Here is a 15,203-nt window from a genome sequence, read left to right as displayed (position 1 = left end):
GGGGGGAGCGTGGCCGGCGCGCCGCGAGCAGGCGGCGCGCGGGCGAATCGTCAGGCGTAGTCGGCGGCCATCACGGCCTGCGGTGCGACGCGCAGGATCGGCGCGGCTTCGTGGCGCTCGACGTGCGTCATCGCCGCACCGAACAGCACCAGGCGATAGCCGACCGCGTAAATCGGGATGATGCGCAGGTTCTTGTCGTGATCGAGCTGCAGCTTCGAACGGATACGCGAGATATGGGTGTCGAGCGTGCGCGACGACACGCCGAGTTCACGGCCCCACACGGCTTCCTGGATTGCCTGCCGCGGCACGATCTTGTTCATGTTGTCGAGCAGGAATTCGACGACGTCGAATTCACGCGGCGTGACTTCAATGATCTTGTTGTCGATTTCGATCGTGCGGCGCACGAAGTTGATTTTTATGTTGTCGATGTACAGGTATTTGCAATCCATGGTGGCCCTCGCATGTCCATAAAGGAGTGTTTGCGAGACCTATGCTGCAACTTCCGGGCCAGGGACAGCATCGTCAGGGATCGACAGCGGACGGCACCGCTGCGGGCGGCGCGGCAGCCTTGAATTTAAAAGAATTTTTAACGAGAGGCGCGGGTCGGATAAAAAAGGGGCCGGGGCAACGGTGAAGGATTGTTACGTAGCATCGGCGGGCGACGTTACGGGCGTTACGTCCGACGTAACGTGCGGGGGCGGGGCGGAGAGTGGCGGCCGGCGGAGCGTCGCCGCGGCCGAATGGCGAACCCGACATCGAATCCTGCGGGAATCGACGGGTTCTCTATACGGATCAAGGTGTTACAGGCGATTTTTGCCGGCATCGAACGCTACATCGGCCGCATCCAGAAAAAACGCCGGCCGCAAGGCGTTTCCGCCCCGCGGCCGGCGTTCCGGCCCTTCATCAAGCCTTCGCGCTATCCGCCGAATCGAACGGCAGCACGTAATGCCGCTTGCCCGTCGCCGCGAAGATCGCGTTCGCGACAGCCGGCCCGACCGGCGCGACGCCCGGCTCGCCGACCCCGGTCGGTGCTTCGGCCGACGGCACGATATGCACCTCGACCTTCGGCATCTCGGCCATCCGCAGCACGTGGTAGCCGTCGAAGTTGCGCTGCTCGACCTGGCCATCCTTCAGCGTGATCGCGCTGTGCATCACCGCGCCGAGCCCGAAGCCGATGCCGCCCTCCATCTGCGCGGCGACGATGTCGGGATTGATCGCGATCCCGCAATCGACTGCGCACACCACGCGCTCGACCTTCACCTTGCCGTCCGCGTCGACCGACACCTCGGCCACCTGCGCGACATAGCTCTTGAACGCCTCGGCGACCGCGATCCCGCGCCCGCGGCCCTTCGGCAGCGGCTTGGCCGGATCCCAGCCGGCCTTCTGCGCGGCCAGCTCCAGCACCGCGCGCATGCGCGGCTCCTTCGCGAGCAGGTCGCGGCGGAACGCGTACGGATCCTTGCCAGCCGTGTGCGCGGCTTCGTCGATGAACGCCTCGACCGCATAGGCCGTGTGCGAGCTGCCGACCACGCGCCACCACAGCACGGGCAGGCCGACCTTGGTGGTGGTGAGCTCGACCGACACGTTCGGCACCGCGTACGGCAGGTTCGCCGCCCCCTCGACCGAGGTGGCGTCCACGCCGTTCTTCACCATGAACGCCTCGAACGGCGTGCCGGCGAGGATCGACTGGCCGACGATCCGGTGGCGCCAGCCGACCAGCTTGCCGTCCGCGGTCAGCCCCGCGTCGAGCTTGTGGAAGTACATCGGCCGGTAGAAGCCGCCCTGGATGTCGTCCTCACGGGTCCACTGCAGCTTGACGGGCTTGCCGTCCGCGCCGAGCGCCTTCGCGATCGACACGGCCTCGACCACGTAGTCAGACCACGCATTCGCGCGCCGGCCGAAGCTGCCGCCTGCGTACAGCGTGTGGATCTGCACCTGTTCGGGCGTCAGGCCCGCCGTCTTTGCCGCGTTGGCCTGGTCGACCGTCTGGAACTGGTCGCCGGCCCAGATCTCGCAGCTGTTCGCCGTCAGCTTGACGACCGCGTCGAGCGGCTCCATCGGCGCGTGCGCGAGATACGGGAATTCGTACGTCGCGCTGATCTTGCGCGCCGCACCCGTGATCGCCGCATCGGCGTCGCCGTCCTTGCGTGCCGACGTGCCCGGCTTGTCGGCGAGTTGCCGGTATTCGCGCATGATCTCGTCCGAGCCGCGCTTTTCGGCGTTCGCTTCGTCCCATTCGACCTTCAGCGCGTCGCGGCCCTGTTTCGCGGCCCAGAAGCCGGTCCCGACGACCGCGACGCCACCGGGCACCTGCACGACCGACACGACACCCGGCACGGCCTTGGCCGCCGTCGCGTCGAACGACTTCACCTTCGCGCCGAAGCGCGGCGGGCGCTGCAGCAACGCGACGCGCATGCCGGGGAAGGTGGTGTCGAGCGTGAAATGCGCGGTGCCGTTCGATTTCGCCGACGCGTCGACGCGCGGAATCCGGTGACCGATCAGCTTGAAATCGGCCGGCTGCTTCAGCGTGACCTTGTCGGGCACCGGCAGCTTCGACGCATCGGCGACGAGCGTGCCGTACGCGGCCGTCTTGCCGCTCTTTGCATGCGTGACGACGCCATTGGCCGTCGTCAGCTCGCTCGCCGGCACCTTCCAGCGGGCTGCCGCGGCCGATACCAGCATCGCGCGGGCCTTGCCGCCCGCTTCGCGCAGTTGCTGCCACGAGTTCGACATGGCCGAGCTGCCGCCCGTACCTTGCATCGTGCCGAAAGCGAGGTTCGCGTAGCGTTTCGCATCGGCCGGCGCGCTTTCGACGCGCACGTGCGACCAGTCGGCGTCGAGCTCCTCGGCGACGATCGTCGCGATGCCCGTATACGCGCCCTGGCCTAGCTCGACGTGCTTCGCGATGACCGTGACGGCGCCGTCGGGCGTGATGCGCAGGAACGCATTCGGCGCGAAGTCGGCGGCGGGCGCGGTCGCCGCCAGCGCGCGACGGCCGAGGCCGGCCCATTCGAAGCCGATGGTCAGGCTGACGGCGGCCGCGGCGCCGGCGGCCTTCAGGAACGTGCGGCGCGACGGACGCACCGAACCGGTGTTGTCGAGTTCGATCGTCATGGTCAGGCTCCCAGCGTCGCGGCCGCGTCGTGGATCGCCGCCCGGATCCGGGCGTAGGTCGCACAGCGGCACAGGTTGCCGTTCATCGCGGCGTCGATGTCCGCGTCGGTCGGCTTCGGGTTCTGTTCGAGCAGCGCGGTGGCCGACATGATCTGGCCGGACTGGCAGTAGCCGCACTGCGGCACCTGCAGCTTGACCCAGGCGGCCTGCACGGCGTGCGCGGGCTTGCTCTGCAGGCCTTCGATCGTCGTGATGTGCTTGCCCGCGATGCCGGCGAGCGGCAGCACGCACGAGCGGACGGCCTGGCCTTCGAGATGCACGGTGCACGCGCCGCACTGCGCCATGCCGCAGCCGAACTTCGTGCCGGTCAGTCCCGCGTGTTCGCGAATCGCCCAGAGGACGGGCATCGACGGATCGGCGTCGAGCGTGACGTTCTTGCCGTTCAGGACAAACGAGGTAGGCATTTTGATTGTCTCCGTGGGGAAAACCCGGCATGCGCCCGGTTAGCGGGCAGTGTGCGCGAGCAGCCGATTTTTGCGTCTACCCAATCCTGCAAATTTATTGAACAATCCTGCAAATCCCCGGCAGGTCACGGGTGGTTTCGCTATGCTCCCGCGACATGAGGAAATCTATCGAGGAAGCGTCATGGACTTGACCGATATCGTGGCGTCGCGCGAATCCGGGCGGCGCGAGCTGGCGATGCTGATCAGCCGTTTCGCGCCGGCGGACGGCTCGCAATCGACGGCCGTGCCGGGTTTGATGCTGCACCGGCACTCGCGGCCGGTCGATATGGGCTGCGGCGTGTCGCGGGCCGCACTCGTGATTGCCGCACAGGGCGCGAAGCGCGTGATCGTGGCCGGCCAGGCTTACGAGTACGACGCGCACAATTGCCTGATTACATCGATCGACTTGCCAATCCTGTCACGCGTGACCCGTGCGTCGCCGGACGCGCCGTACCTGTGCCTGTCGCTGACGCTCGATCCGCAGCGCATCGTCGAGCTCGCGGCCGAGATGCGGCTGCCCGAACCCGATGCGGGCCCCGAAGGCGAGGGGATCGCGCTCGCCGAGCTGACGCCGCCGCTGCTCGATGCCGCGCTGCGGCTGATGCGGCTGCTCGATACGCCGGCCGATATTCCGGTCGTCGCGCCGCTGATCGAAAAGGAGCTGCTGTACCGGCTGATGACGAGCGGGCAGGGCACGCGGCTGCGGCACATGGCGATCGCGGGCAGCCAGACGCACCGGATCGCGCGCGCGATCGAATGGATTCGCGATCACTTTGCGAAGCCGATGCGCGTCGAGTCGCTCGCGCAGGCGGTCAACATGAGCGTGTCGTCGCTGCACCATCATTTCAAGCACGTGACGACGCTGAGCCCGTTGCAGTACCAGAAGCAGTTGCGGCTGCACGAGGCGCGACGGTTGCTGCTGCGACAGGGCGGCGATGTCGGGTCGGTGGCCGCCGTCGTCGGCTACGAAAGCGCGTCGCAGTTCAGCCGCGAATACAGCCGGCTGTTCGGCGCGCCGCCGATGCGCGACGTCGTGCAGTTGCGCAAGAAGGAACTGCTCGGCTGACGGCGCACCGCCGGCGCGCCGTCTTCACCGCGCATTTCACCTGGCGACCACCGTCGTCTGCAGGAACGCCGGCGCGATCCGCCAGTCCGGCACGTAATGCGCCGGCCACGCGCCGGGCGTATCGACCGCGTTGAAATACACCACGGCCTTCAGCAGCGGATAGCGCCACAGCGACCGCTGGAATTCGTCGAGTTCCTCGCGCTTGCGCGAATTCGACCCGTCGATGCCGAGCTCCGTGACCATCACCGGCAGCCCGTAGTCGGTCACCCGCTCGTATTTGGTCCGCAGGATGCTCGCGGCGGACGCATGGCCGCCGGCCGGCCAGATCGCGCAGCGCGGGCAGTCGAACACGGACAGGCCGACGTCGTCCACATAGCTGCGGCCCGGGAAATAGTCGTCGAGGTTCCGGTTGCCGGCCGGCGACCACACGAAGCGGATCTGGTCGGTCATCGTGCGGCAGGTGGTCACGACCCGCCGGTACGCATCCACGTAGGCCGATGCATCGCCGATGGCCCACGGGTAGCGTCCGGTGTCGGCCTCCATCTCGTGGCCCCAGCGCACGAACACGGGGCCCTTCAATGCGGCGAGCGCCGAGCAGGTTGCCGCGATCCGCGTGTCGTAGCGCCCGTGCGCGATATCCTCGAGCAGCGCGCCTTGCCGCGTGTCACCCGCGGCCCAGGGCTCGATGGTCAGCATCAGCGAGCGGTTGCGCGCCTGCGCGTTCCGGTACGCATCGTCGATTTCCGCGCGGACGTCGGGCGCGTTCCACGACACGAACACATGGTCGAACGCGAGATCCCGGTCGGCCGCGAGCGTCTGCTCGGGATCGTAGGCGCCGAGTTCGGGCTGCTTCACCGGTTCGCCTGGTACGGGCGCGACCACGGCCGGCAAACCCGAGCGCCACATCATTGCCTGCCAGCCTTTCGGCGCGCGCAGCCCGATACCCGACAACAGCATCGCGAGCGCGATCACGAACAGCGCGTTGCGCACGGGCAGGCGGCTGAAGAACATCTGCCTGAACGCCGACCACCCGAGCCCTTGCTCCCTGCCGTGATTCACCGCGACGACGGCCGCGATCACGAAATACAGGATGCTCGTCAGCGTCGAGAACAGATAGAAGCCGGCGGCGTTGCGCGGATTCTCGACCGTGACGACGGGCAGGCTGCAGAACAGCGAGATCAGCAGATACGGGGCGACCACGCGCAGTGGCGCGTCCTGTTCGATCGCGCCGCCCTTCGGCGTGACCTTGAACGGAAATTCCTTGCCGCGCACGCAGTCGAACACCGCCGACGCGCAGCCGAGCACGACCCACGGCCAGCGCGCGAACACGAACGACAGTCCTTCCCACGACAGCAGCTTCGTATTCAGCGGGCGGCACGACTGGGTCGAGTGCGTGGCCCAGGTCACGACGCACAGGATCAGCACGGTCAGCGGCAGCGCGTAAGTGAGGTACGTGAGGTAGTCGACGTGCGCCCACACGCGGCCGGTGAGCAGCGCGACGACCGGAATCACGACACTGCCGGCCATCGCGAGCGCGCACAGCGGGTACCACAGCTGGCAGAACAGGAACTGCGCCTTCAGCTTCAGCGGCAGCCCCATGAAATAGTGGCGCGTGTAGCGCAGCATGATGATCATCACGCTCTTGGACCACTGGAATTCCTGCGTGGCCAGATCGCCGAACGTGCGCGGCCCTTCGCCGTTCGCGATCGCGTTCAGCGCATGCATGCCGCGCCAGCCCTTCGAATTGAAGATCATCGTCGTCGAGTGATCCTCGGCGAGTTCGGGCCCGAGCCCGCCGATCTCGCGCAGCGCGCGGCAGCGCACCGCATAGTGCGAGCCGATGCACAGCGGCGCGAGGCCGCCCGCATAGCCGGCCTGCATCGTGCCGTGCAACGGCCCCTCGACGTTCACGCGTCCGCGTGCGCTCCAGCTCCCGGCTGCGTTGCTGTCGCAGATGCTCGGCGCCGACACGTAGCCGACTTCCGGATCGACGAACGGTCGCAGCATCTCCTCGAGATAGGTGCGGGTCGGCACGTGGTCGGCGTCGAGCTGCGACACGAAATCGTAGTTGTCGTAGCCGTACATGTCGTAGAAGTACGCGAGATTGCCTTCCTTGCACTTGGTCCGGCGCGGCCAGCTCGTCCGGTGGTACGCGGCAATGCCGCGCCGCGTCGACACGAATACGCCGTGCTCGCGGCACCAGTCGAGCGTCTCGGGCGACGGGTCTTCATCGGCGAGCCACGTATCGTGCGGGTAGGTCTGGTCGAGCATCGCGAGCAGCGTCGTGCGGACGATGGCGAACGGTTCGGACGGCGCCTTGGTGACGACCATCGCGACGCGCCAATCGCGCGGCACCGGCAGCGCGGGATTCGGCACGACCGCCGAGCGGATGATGAAGATGAAGTAGCCGGGAATGAAGGTGGTCCAGAACAGCACGAAGCAGTTGACGCCGAAGCGGAATGCATCGACATAGTGCTCGTCGCGCAGCCACCAGCGCCAGAAGATGCCCAGCGCGGCGAACCAGCACAGCGCGAGGATGTGGAAGACGATCCGGGTCCCGCTGTCCATCAACGGGACGAGGAGCGGGACGTCTGCGTCCATCGAGGCGGTGCGATCCGCTTCGGCGTCGGTGGTGTCGGCGGTGTCCGGCGCAAGGCCGCCGGCAAGCGACGCAACCAGCTTCTTCATGGTGTTCTCCCGTCAAGGTCAGATCATCAGTCTTGAAGCAGGCCGCGTGGCGGCCGGGTGTCCTCACTGGCTTGCTGTTGTTCCGGTGCCGGAGTGGCCGGCGTGCGTTCGCCGCACGAGCGGCCCACGCGTTCGTAGCGGCGAAAGCCGCTGTCGACTGCGAGCCGTTCGCTGAACAGGTTGCGCATGTCGAGCATCACGGGATCGGCCATGTGATCCGCGAGGTCGGCGAGATCGAGCGCCTCGAACGCCTTCCATTCGGTCATCACGACGACGGCGTCCGCGCTGCGCACCGCGTCGATCGCGGAGCCCTCCATGAACACCTGCGGCAGCAGCCGCGACGCTTCGTGCGGACGCGCCGGGTCGTACGCGCGGATATGCGCGCCCGCGCCGACGAGCAGCTGGATCACGTCGATGCTCGGGCTTTCGCGCACGTCGTCGGTCTGGCCTTTGAACGTGAGGCCGAGCACCGCGATGCGCTTGTCCTTGATCGAGCCGCCGCAGGCCTTCTCGATGCGGCGCAGGATCTGCTCCTTGCGCAGCGCATTCGATTCGATCGCCGCGCTGACGATGCGCAGCGGCACCGCATGTTCGGAAGCCGTCGCCTTCAGTGCGCGCGTGTCCTTCGGAAAGCACGAACCGCCCCAGCCGGGGCCGGCCTTCAGGAACGATGCGCCGATGCGGCGGTCGAGGCCCATGCCGTTCGCGACCAGTTCGACATCGGCGCCGACGGCTTCGCACAGGTCCGAGATCTCGTTGATGTAGCTGATCTTCACGGCGAGGAACGCGTTTGCCGCGTATTTCACGAGTTCGGCCGTTTCGATCTCGGTGGCCAGCACGAGATGGCCCATCGCTTCCAGCGGCGCATAGATGGCCTTCATGATCTCGATCGCACGCGGATGCTCGGCGCCGAACACGACACGGTCAGGGTGCATGAAATCGTCGATCGCCGAGCCTTCGCGCAGGAATTCCGGATTCGATGCGATCGCCGCATCGATGCCGTCCGGCGCACAGCGTTCGACGATCTGCTTGACGATCCGGTTGGTGCCGACCGGCACCGTCGACTTCGTGACGACGACCGCGAAACCGGTCAGGTTCGACGCGATTTCGCGCGCGGCCGCCTCGACGTACTGCAGGTCCGCCTGGTCGGTGCCCGGCAGCGTCGGCGTGCCGACCGCGATGAATACCGCGTCGCGATCGCGCACGCTCGCCGCGAGGTCGCTGCTGAAGCGCAGCGTGCCGCGCTCGACGGTGCGTGCGACGACGGCGTCCAGGCCCGGTTCGTAGATCGGCATGTGGCCTTCGTTCAGCGCGTCGATCTTGCCGCGATTGTTGTCGATGCAGACGACGTCATGCCCGAGATCCGCAAAGCACGCGCCGCTGACCAGCCCGACGTAGCCCGTGCCGACGATAGCGATCCGTACCTTCATGGTGATTCCCCTGCGTGACGTTCAAGGAAACTTGCTTACTTGCCGGATTCGAATTGCAGTTCTTTCTGAAACCACGCCGCGGCGTGTTCGACCATCGGTTCGATCGCGGTGAAACGCGGCCGCCAGCCGAGCACGAGCGCGGCTTTCGTGGCGTCGGCGTACAGCTCGGGCGGGTCGCCCGGGCGGCGCGCGGCCGTTACCGTCGGCACGCGGCGACCCGTCACGGTTTCGACGGCGCGCAGTGCGTCGAGCACCGACGTGCCTTTGCCGGTGCCGAGATTCAGTGCGACGCTGTGGCCGCCGCCGCACAGATAGGCGGTCGCTTTCAGGTGCGCGTCGGCGAGGTCGCTCACGTGCACGTAGTCGCGAATCGCCGAGCCGTCGGGCGTCGGGTAGTCGGTGCCCATCACCTGGAACGCATGGCCGGTGCCGAGTGCCGCGCGAATCGCGAGCGGCAGCGCATGCGTTTCCGGTGCGTGGCATTCGCCGATCTCGCCGTCAGGGTCCGCACCGGCCGCGTTGAAGTAGCGCAGCGCGACCCACTTCAGTCCGTATGCACGCTCGAAATCGGCGGCCATCCGTTCCATCGCGTACTTCGTGAAGCCGTACGGATTGATCGGCCGCTGCGGCGTGCGCTCCGAGATCGGCAGCCCGTCCGGAATGCCGTAGGTCGCGCACGACGACGACATCACGATCCGGCCGACGCCCGCCGTGTGCATCGCGCTCAGCAGCGTGCAGGTGCCCGTGACGTTGACCGTGTAATAGCGGTCGGGCGCGAGCACCGAATCGCCGACGTAGGCGAGTGCGGCGAAATGGATCACGACGTCGGGCCGATGCGCGGCGAACGCCTTCGACAGCGCGTCGCGGTCGAGAATGTCGGCCGTGACGAGCGGCCCCCATCGCACCGCGTCGCGATGGCCGGTCGACAGGTTGTCGTAGGCGACCGGTTCGTGTCCCGCTGCCGCGAGTGCCTTGCAGGTATGGCTGCCGATATAGCCCGCTCCGCCGGTCACGAGCACTTTCATGTCGTGGCCCCGGTCAGGCGCAGCACCGGCTCGAGCCACAGTTCACGGCTGAAATAGTCGACGGTCCGGCGCAGGCCTTCGTCGAGATCGATGCCCGGCCGCCAGCCGAGCTCGGTCGACGCGACCGAGATGTCGGGCTTGCGCTGGTGCGGATCGTCGATCGGCAGCGGCCGGAACACGATCTCCGATTTCGAGCCCGTCATCGCGAGCACTTTTTGCGCGAGCTCGATCATCGTGAATTCGCCGGGGTTGCCGATGTTGACCGGCGCGCCGACGTTGCGCTCGGCGCTCATCAGGCAGAAGAAGCCGTCGATCAGGTCGCTGGCGAAGCAGAACGAGCGCGTCTGCTTGCCGTCGCCGTAGATCTCGAGCGGCGCGCCGTTGAGTGCGCCGACGATGAAGTTCGACACGACGCGGCCGTCGCGCGGCGACATCCGCGGGCCGTAGGTGTTGAAGATGCGCGCGACACGCACGTCGATGCCGTGCGTGCGGTAGTAGTCGTAGCACAGCGCCTCGGCCGCGCGCTTGCCTTCGTCGTAGCACGCGCGCGGGCCGATCGTGTTCACGTTGCCGCGATAGGTTTCCGTCTGCGGATGCACGTCCGGGTCGCCGTAGATCTCGCTGGTCGACGCCTGGAACACGCGTGCGCCCGTCTTGCGCGCGAGTGCGAGGCAATGGTTCATGCCGAGCACGTTGGTCATCATCGTATGGACGGGATCGATCTGGTAGGTGGGCGGCGATGCCGCGCACGCGAGATTCCAGATCTCGTCCACCTGCAGTTGCGGCAGGCCGAGCGATACGTCGCCCTTCACGAACTCGAAGCGGCCGGACGCTTTCAGGTCGGCGACGTTGAGCTTGCGACCCGTCAGCAGGCTGTCGATGCACGTGACGGATGCGCCTTCCATGACCAGGCGTTCGCAGACGTAGCTGCCGAGAAAGCCGGCGCCGCCCGTCACCAGGACGCGCTGACCGGCGCGCGTCTCGAGCGCGACCCTGTCATTCATGGCTTTCCCCTTCGTCGGTCATCTCGAGGAACCACACGTCGATTTGCTCGACGGCGGCGCGCACGCGTTCCATCCCGCTGCACGGGTAGCGTTTCGGCAGGCGCCGGTTCGCATGGGCTGATGTCGACGAAGCACCGCGACAGGCGCTCCGGTTTCGCTGACTACCCCGTTGATGCTTGAACGACGCACGCGCCGATCGATCGGTGGTGATCTTCATCGACTTTTCCCCGATACGCTGATTGACGAGCAGGCCGCCGTTCGTGATCTTGTGCCTCGGCGTGCCGCTCGGTGAGAGCCGAAGATCAGGCAATCGGCATGCCATGAACGATGCCGTCACGATGCGCACGGGAGCGGCGCCGAAATTGCCGCGCGATATGCGCGCTTCTGTTTCATGCATGTATCGTGGGGACAGAAAAGCGCGCGAACCAATTGCCGGGTCGAAGCAATTCGATACGACGAAATGCGCGATAAATCAGGCTTTTGCGGGAATGGCTTCGTCAAACAGGTGTGAAGCGGGAATGTTTCATCAATGAGAAATGTGCGGATAACGGGTTAAAAACGTTTCCCTCGTGTACTGCGAATCGGGCGATTCGGTTCGTGAAAGGGGTGGCGAATGAAAGTGAAAAAATTGATGTGCGGTGCCAGGGGGTGCGAGTTTTCATTTGTTTTAATTATTACGCCGACACGAAAATTTTCATTTTTACGGCCCATTTCGACGCTCGAGCGGGGTGTGATCCTGTCGGTATTTTCACGAATGAATCAAATTCGTCCGGGTCGTCGGAGGAAACGCGTGTCGAAGCCTCGCCGAAGGCTGCCGGGTCGGGCTCTCGGCGCCCGGCGTCGCGCGTATCGATTCTCGTTTGTGATGGCGCGGGACGGGGCCGCACCTGCTGCGCCCCCCGGTTTGCAAGCGGAAATGCCCGCGCCGCCTGCCTTGCACGGCCGTGCGCTTCTCAAGTTTGAAACACTCGTTCATCTGGCCGTCCGGCACGGGCCCGCGGGCCGGATTCGTCCGTCTAATCCGGCGATTGCGTCGCGACGCTCAACGATCGCCGAGGGTGTCAAACTGTTATTGCGATACATTCCTGAAACAAAAAATGTCGTTCCGGGCGCTGCGTGCCGCCGTGGCGGCCGTTTGCCGAGCGCAATATGCGGTGGAATATCACGTGGCACGCTGCTTGCGGTATTGGACGCACCGGCGGGCGGTCGACACGAAGTAACGAAGAGGTGGGGCGACCAACTCGTCAATAAGCAGTCGGGGAAACGGCGATGAAGACCATAAGCAGTAGCTTGATCGGCGCGTACTTTACGCGCCAATGGGGTAGTCGGAAAGGCCGGGGTGACGCTCGCGACGCTGTGCCAGCTTCGCGGGTTGCTCTGTCCCGGTTTCTTGCCCGCCGCGCGCTTCGCGTGCTGGCGCGGTTGTCGCGCCGCACGGCAGTCGGGCGACAGCGGTGCTCGCTTTCATTCAGTTCTCCCGGATGGATCAGGCTGTTCGTGCCGGACAGCGTGATGCCGATTCGTCTTCGGCCGTGCAGGGTCGCTTCGATCGCGCCTGGCCCATGCCGGCGCCGGCCGGATTAGATCGAACGCCCGTCGGCCGGATTATCCGGAAGACTTTCTTCGATAGCTCAGGGAGAAGACATGCCACCTGGCTGCAATGCAGGCCCGTTGTCGCCCGGGTAAAGGGCGTATTTTCAACGGTGCCGCATTTTGCGGTGGTTAATGTATTCGATAATTTTCGATTCCGGAAATGGGATGTCGATTAATGGCATGCCGTCCGGCGGGGTGTCGAATATCGCAAGCCGGAAAGGTGTGTGCATCGTTCCGGTTTATCAGGTGCTGGTGTTTTCGGTTTAAGGCAAATGTTCATAAAAATAATAGAAAACACCTACAAAAAAAGTTTGGATAACTAAAAATTGCGAGACTAAGCTTCGTCTGGCCAAAATCGCAAAAAATTGAATTGAAAAGGCATCAGGATTTTTTTAATTAAATAGTGATCCTTAATTTAGAGGATTGCTCAAGTCAGGAAGGTTGATGGCGTGCGATCTTCCTGACTCACTCCGTCCACGCCGTTTTGGAGTCGACCATGAAGAAGCTTCTGATTGCAGCAGCAGTTCTGGCGGTTTCGGGTGCAGCGTTCGCTGGCAGCGGCACGGTGTCGAGCAGCAGCTCGTCGAGCGGCGGCCAAACGATGGCAGGGGTTGCTGGCTTCGGCCATTTCTCCGCAACCGATTCCGGCTCGGCACTCGGTGCCGCCGGCGCAGTTGCAGGCGGCCCGGGCAGCGGTTCGATCTCGTACACGAACCATACCCAAACGTCGACCGTTGGTGGCTTCGGCTTCGGCGGCTCGCAAGCAGGTGGCAGCAGCGGTGCAAATGCCGGTTCGATCGGCTGGACGACGCACCACTAAGCCGCGACGCGTAGCGTTCGTCATTGGCTGGCGGTACGGATGCCGGGTTCCGCTCGATGGGGGTTGACCCGGCTCCGCCACCGCCGAACTTACTCACAGCAAGGAATTGCTATGAAAGCCAAAGTCATTTTCGCGACAGCGCTCACCGTCTTATCGTCGGCTGCATTGGCAGCAGGTTCCTCTACGACCAACCAGACGCAATCCGTTGCGGCGGGTGTTTCCGGTTCGGTCCTGGTCGGCTCCGGCAGCTATACCAGCAATTCGACTTCGACGGCGGGCGCGAACGCGGGCAGTACGGTGACACCCGCTGGTTCCGCCGGCACGGCATCCGCCTTCCACAACACGACTTCGACGGCCAGCGGTTCGGGCACGAACGGGGGCGCGTTCGCGGCAGGCGGCGGTATCGGTGCCGCAGGCTCGTACGGTGGAAACAGCAGCACGAACGAGAACGCGAATGCGCTGTCGGGCGGGGTGAGTGCCACGATCGTCCTTGGTGCCAATCACTACACGGCTTCGAGTGCGAACGACCAGGGCGTTGCCAACGCGGGTGCCGCTGGGCTGACCGGCAGTGGTGGGTCAGGCGCGATCACGGGTTCGAATCACTACAACTCGTCGACCGTTTGGAGTACCGGTCCGGCCGGTTCGCCGTCCGCATCGGGCGGAAGCCAGGGCAGTGCAAGTGCGACCGGAAGCAGTCATTAGTCAGGTGTGGGGGGACCAGTTTCCCAGCGACGCTGGTCTCTTTTCCCCACATTGTTGTCACGTAAGGAGTTGGCATGAAGCAGAAACTGATTGCCGCCGCTCTGATGCTCGCGTCTCTGACGGCGTATGGCGCTGACCGTATTGCCAACGACGTGCAATCGAATTTGCAGACGTCAAACAACCCTGACCAGACAACCAAACCGTCAGAACAACAAACGCTTTCTTCGGGCAGTGCCATCGGCGGACCAGACGCCCAGCAGTGGCAGGGCATGTCGGGCGGCTCATGGTCCCAGCTGGGTAACGGCTGGAAGCAGTTCGGGGAAGCAGGCAAAGCTGAAGGGAATCAGGGGAATTAGTACGGTTGCCTGGGTGGGAGGTCAAACCTCGTCCGGAGAGTGAAATGAACAGCAACAGGATCAAGGTGGCATGCGCAGCGATGTTCGCGATGACCACGATCGGCGCCCAGGCGCAAACCGCGGATTCGACCTCGAGCGCACAGTCCTCGACGTCGTCGACGGCAGTCAGCCAGGGTGGCGGCTCGAGCATGAACACGAACACCACGAGTTCGCGCGGCGGCAACGCTACCAGCTCCAGCGGGGTTCGCAGCAGCGGCAATTCGAGCGTGAACGTGAACGTGACGATGCCGTCCAGCACGAGCGGCGGAACGAACGTGACGCCGCAGTCGCTGCAGTCATCCGGCGCGCCCGGCACCAACCCGTACAACACCCAGTCAGCGGAAAACGTCAATTACTCGGGTACGCAGACGATCAAGACCAACCCCGCGATCCAGGCGCCGGGCCTCACGACCACGCTGTCCGATACCTGTATGGGTTCGGTGAGCGTCGGCGTGTCGTTCCCGGGGTTCGGCGCGACCGGTGGCACGACGCTCGTCGACCAGGCTTGCGTCCGGCGTCTCGATGCACGTGAATTCCGCGCGATGGGCCTGACCGACGTGGCGCTCGCGCTGCTCTGCCAGAGCGACGCGAACCGGCGTGCAGTGGAAGCGACCGGGCACCTATGCCCGGGCACGACCGCGCCGCTCGCCCGTTCGAACGTGGCGCCGAGCGTAGAAGCGACGGTTGCCGACGACGTGAAGTATCGCGATCCGATCGTGCGCGACCGCATGGGCTTGCCGCCGCTGGGCGCAGCCGCGCCGGCACCGGCGCAACCGCGCCCGGTGGCGACGACTTCGGTGCAGGCGGCACCCGTGTCGGTGCCGGTACCGGTGCCCGTGCCGTCGATGGCGCCTATTGCCGCC

13 protein-coding genes and 1 pseudogene are annotated in these 15,203 nt (G+C 65.3%); 6 read left to right on the top strand and 8 right to left on the bottom strand.

Going from position 1 to position 15,203, the window contains the following annotated elements; genetic code table 11:
* Window positions 1-50: 50 nt before the first annotated feature.
* The 3 genes from G3N93_RS19740 to G3N93_RS19730 form a co-directional block, all read right to left on the bottom strand.
* Entirely contained in the window at window positions 51-449 is a 399-nt protein-coding gene (locus tag G3N93_RS19740) for a winged helix-turn-helix domain-containing protein (protein WP_174937023.1), read from the bottom strand.
* 454 nt (window positions 450-903) lie between these two features.
* On the bottom strand, window positions 904-3,114 hold the full coding sequence (locus tag G3N93_RS19735) for a xanthine dehydrogenase family protein molybdopterin-binding subunit (RefSeq protein ID WP_206133758.1): 2,211 nt from the start codon (window positions 3,112-3,114) through the stop codon (window positions 904-906).
* Window positions 3,115-3,116: 2 nt separating this feature from the next.
* A complete protein-coding gene (locus G3N93_RS19730) occupies window positions 3,117-3,578 on the bottom strand; it encodes a (2Fe-2S)-binding protein (protein ID WP_011354470.1) in 462 nt (153 codons plus the stop codon).
* Between the two features lie 181 nt (window positions 3,579-3,759).
* Here G3N93_RS19730 and G3N93_RS19725 point away from each other — a divergent pair, with 181 nt between their 5' ends.
* Entirely contained in the window at window positions 3,760-4,683 is a 924-nt protein-coding gene (locus G3N93_RS19725) for an AraC family transcriptional regulator (RefSeq protein WP_206133757.1), read from the top strand.
* A gap of 36 nt (window positions 4,684-4,719) precedes the next feature.
* On the opposite strand, the gene G3N93_RS19720 is transcribed toward G3N93_RS19725, so the two are convergent.
* Genes G3N93_RS19720 through G3N93_RS19700 form a run of 5 tightly spaced genes read right to left on the bottom strand, consistent with a single transcriptional unit; the run spans window position 4,720 to window position 11,176 of the window.
* A complete protein-coding gene (locus tag G3N93_RS19720) occupies window positions 4,720-7,371 on the bottom strand; it encodes a glycosyltransferase (RefSeq protein ID WP_206133756.1) in 2,652 nt (883 codons plus the stop codon).
* 26 nt (window positions 7,372-7,397) lie between these two features.
* Window positions 7,398-8,801 carry a UDP-glucose/GDP-mannose dehydrogenase family protein gene (locus tag G3N93_RS19715; RefSeq protein WP_174945620.1) on the bottom strand — a complete coding sequence of 468 codons (1,404 nt, stop codon included), beginning with the start codon at window positions 8,799-8,801 and terminating at the stop codon, window positions 7,398-7,400.
* 35 nt (window positions 8,802-8,836) lie between these two features.
* Window positions 8,837-9,826, bottom strand: coding sequence for a UDP-glucose 4-epimerase GalE (gene galE, locus G3N93_RS19710; RefSeq protein ID WP_206133755.1), 990 nt, complete (start codon window positions 9,824-9,826; stop codon window positions 8,837-8,839).
* Window positions 9,823-10,830, bottom strand: coding sequence for a UDP-glucuronic acid decarboxylase family protein (locus G3N93_RS19705; RefSeq protein ID WP_206123370.1), 1,008 nt, complete (start codon window positions 10,828-10,830; stop codon window positions 9,823-9,825). The genes galE and G3N93_RS19705 overlap by 4 nt, the downstream gene beginning before the upstream one ends.
* The gene (locus tag G3N93_RS19700; RefSeq protein ID WP_307873420.1) at window positions 10,823-11,176 is read right to left on the bottom strand and encodes a hypothetical protein; all 354 of its coding nucleotides are present in this window, start codon (window positions 11,174-11,176) and stop codon (window positions 10,823-10,825) included. The genes G3N93_RS19705 and G3N93_RS19700 overlap by 8 nt, the downstream gene beginning before the upstream one ends.
* A gap of 1,108 nt (window positions 11,177-12,284) precedes the next feature.
* Here G3N93_RS19700 and G3N93_RS41615 point away from each other — a divergent pair.
* The 5 genes and pseudogenes from G3N93_RS41615 to G3N93_RS19675 form a co-directional block, all read left to right on the top strand.
* Complete coding sequence (locus tag G3N93_RS41615) at window positions 12,285-12,599, top strand: hypothetical protein (RefSeq protein WP_241026607.1); 315 nt, start codon at window positions 12,285-12,287, stop codon at window positions 12,597-12,599.
* Between the two features lie 320 nt (window positions 12,600-12,919).
* Complete coding sequence (locus G3N93_RS19690; RefSeq protein WP_174937037.1) at window positions 12,920-13,243, top strand: hypothetical protein; 324 nt, start codon at window positions 12,920-12,922, stop codon at window positions 13,241-13,243.
* A gap of 111 nt (window positions 13,244-13,354) precedes the next feature.
* The gene (locus G3N93_RS19685) at window positions 13,355-13,945 is read left to right on the top strand and encodes a hypothetical protein (RefSeq protein ID WP_174937039.1); all 591 of its coding nucleotides are present in this window, start codon (window positions 13,355-13,357) and stop codon (window positions 13,943-13,945) included.
* A gap of 74 nt (window positions 13,946-14,019) precedes the next feature.
* Entirely contained in the window at window positions 14,020-14,301 is a 282-nt protein-coding gene (locus tag G3N93_RS19680) for a hypothetical protein (RefSeq protein WP_174937041.1), read from the top strand.
* Between the two features lie 44 nt (window positions 14,302-14,345).
* Window positions 14,346-15,203 (top strand): annotated as a pseudogene (locus G3N93_RS19675) (chemotaxis protein CheA); the annotation flags it as partial.

Source organism: Burkholderia sp. Se-20378 (genome assembly GCF_017104665.1).
Classification (GTDB): Bacteria; Pseudomonadota; Gammaproteobacteria; order Burkholderiales; family Burkholderiaceae; genus Burkholderia; species Burkholderia lata.
Note: the sequence above shows the minus strand (reverse complement) of the source record. Positions and strands in the feature narration are given on the sequence as shown.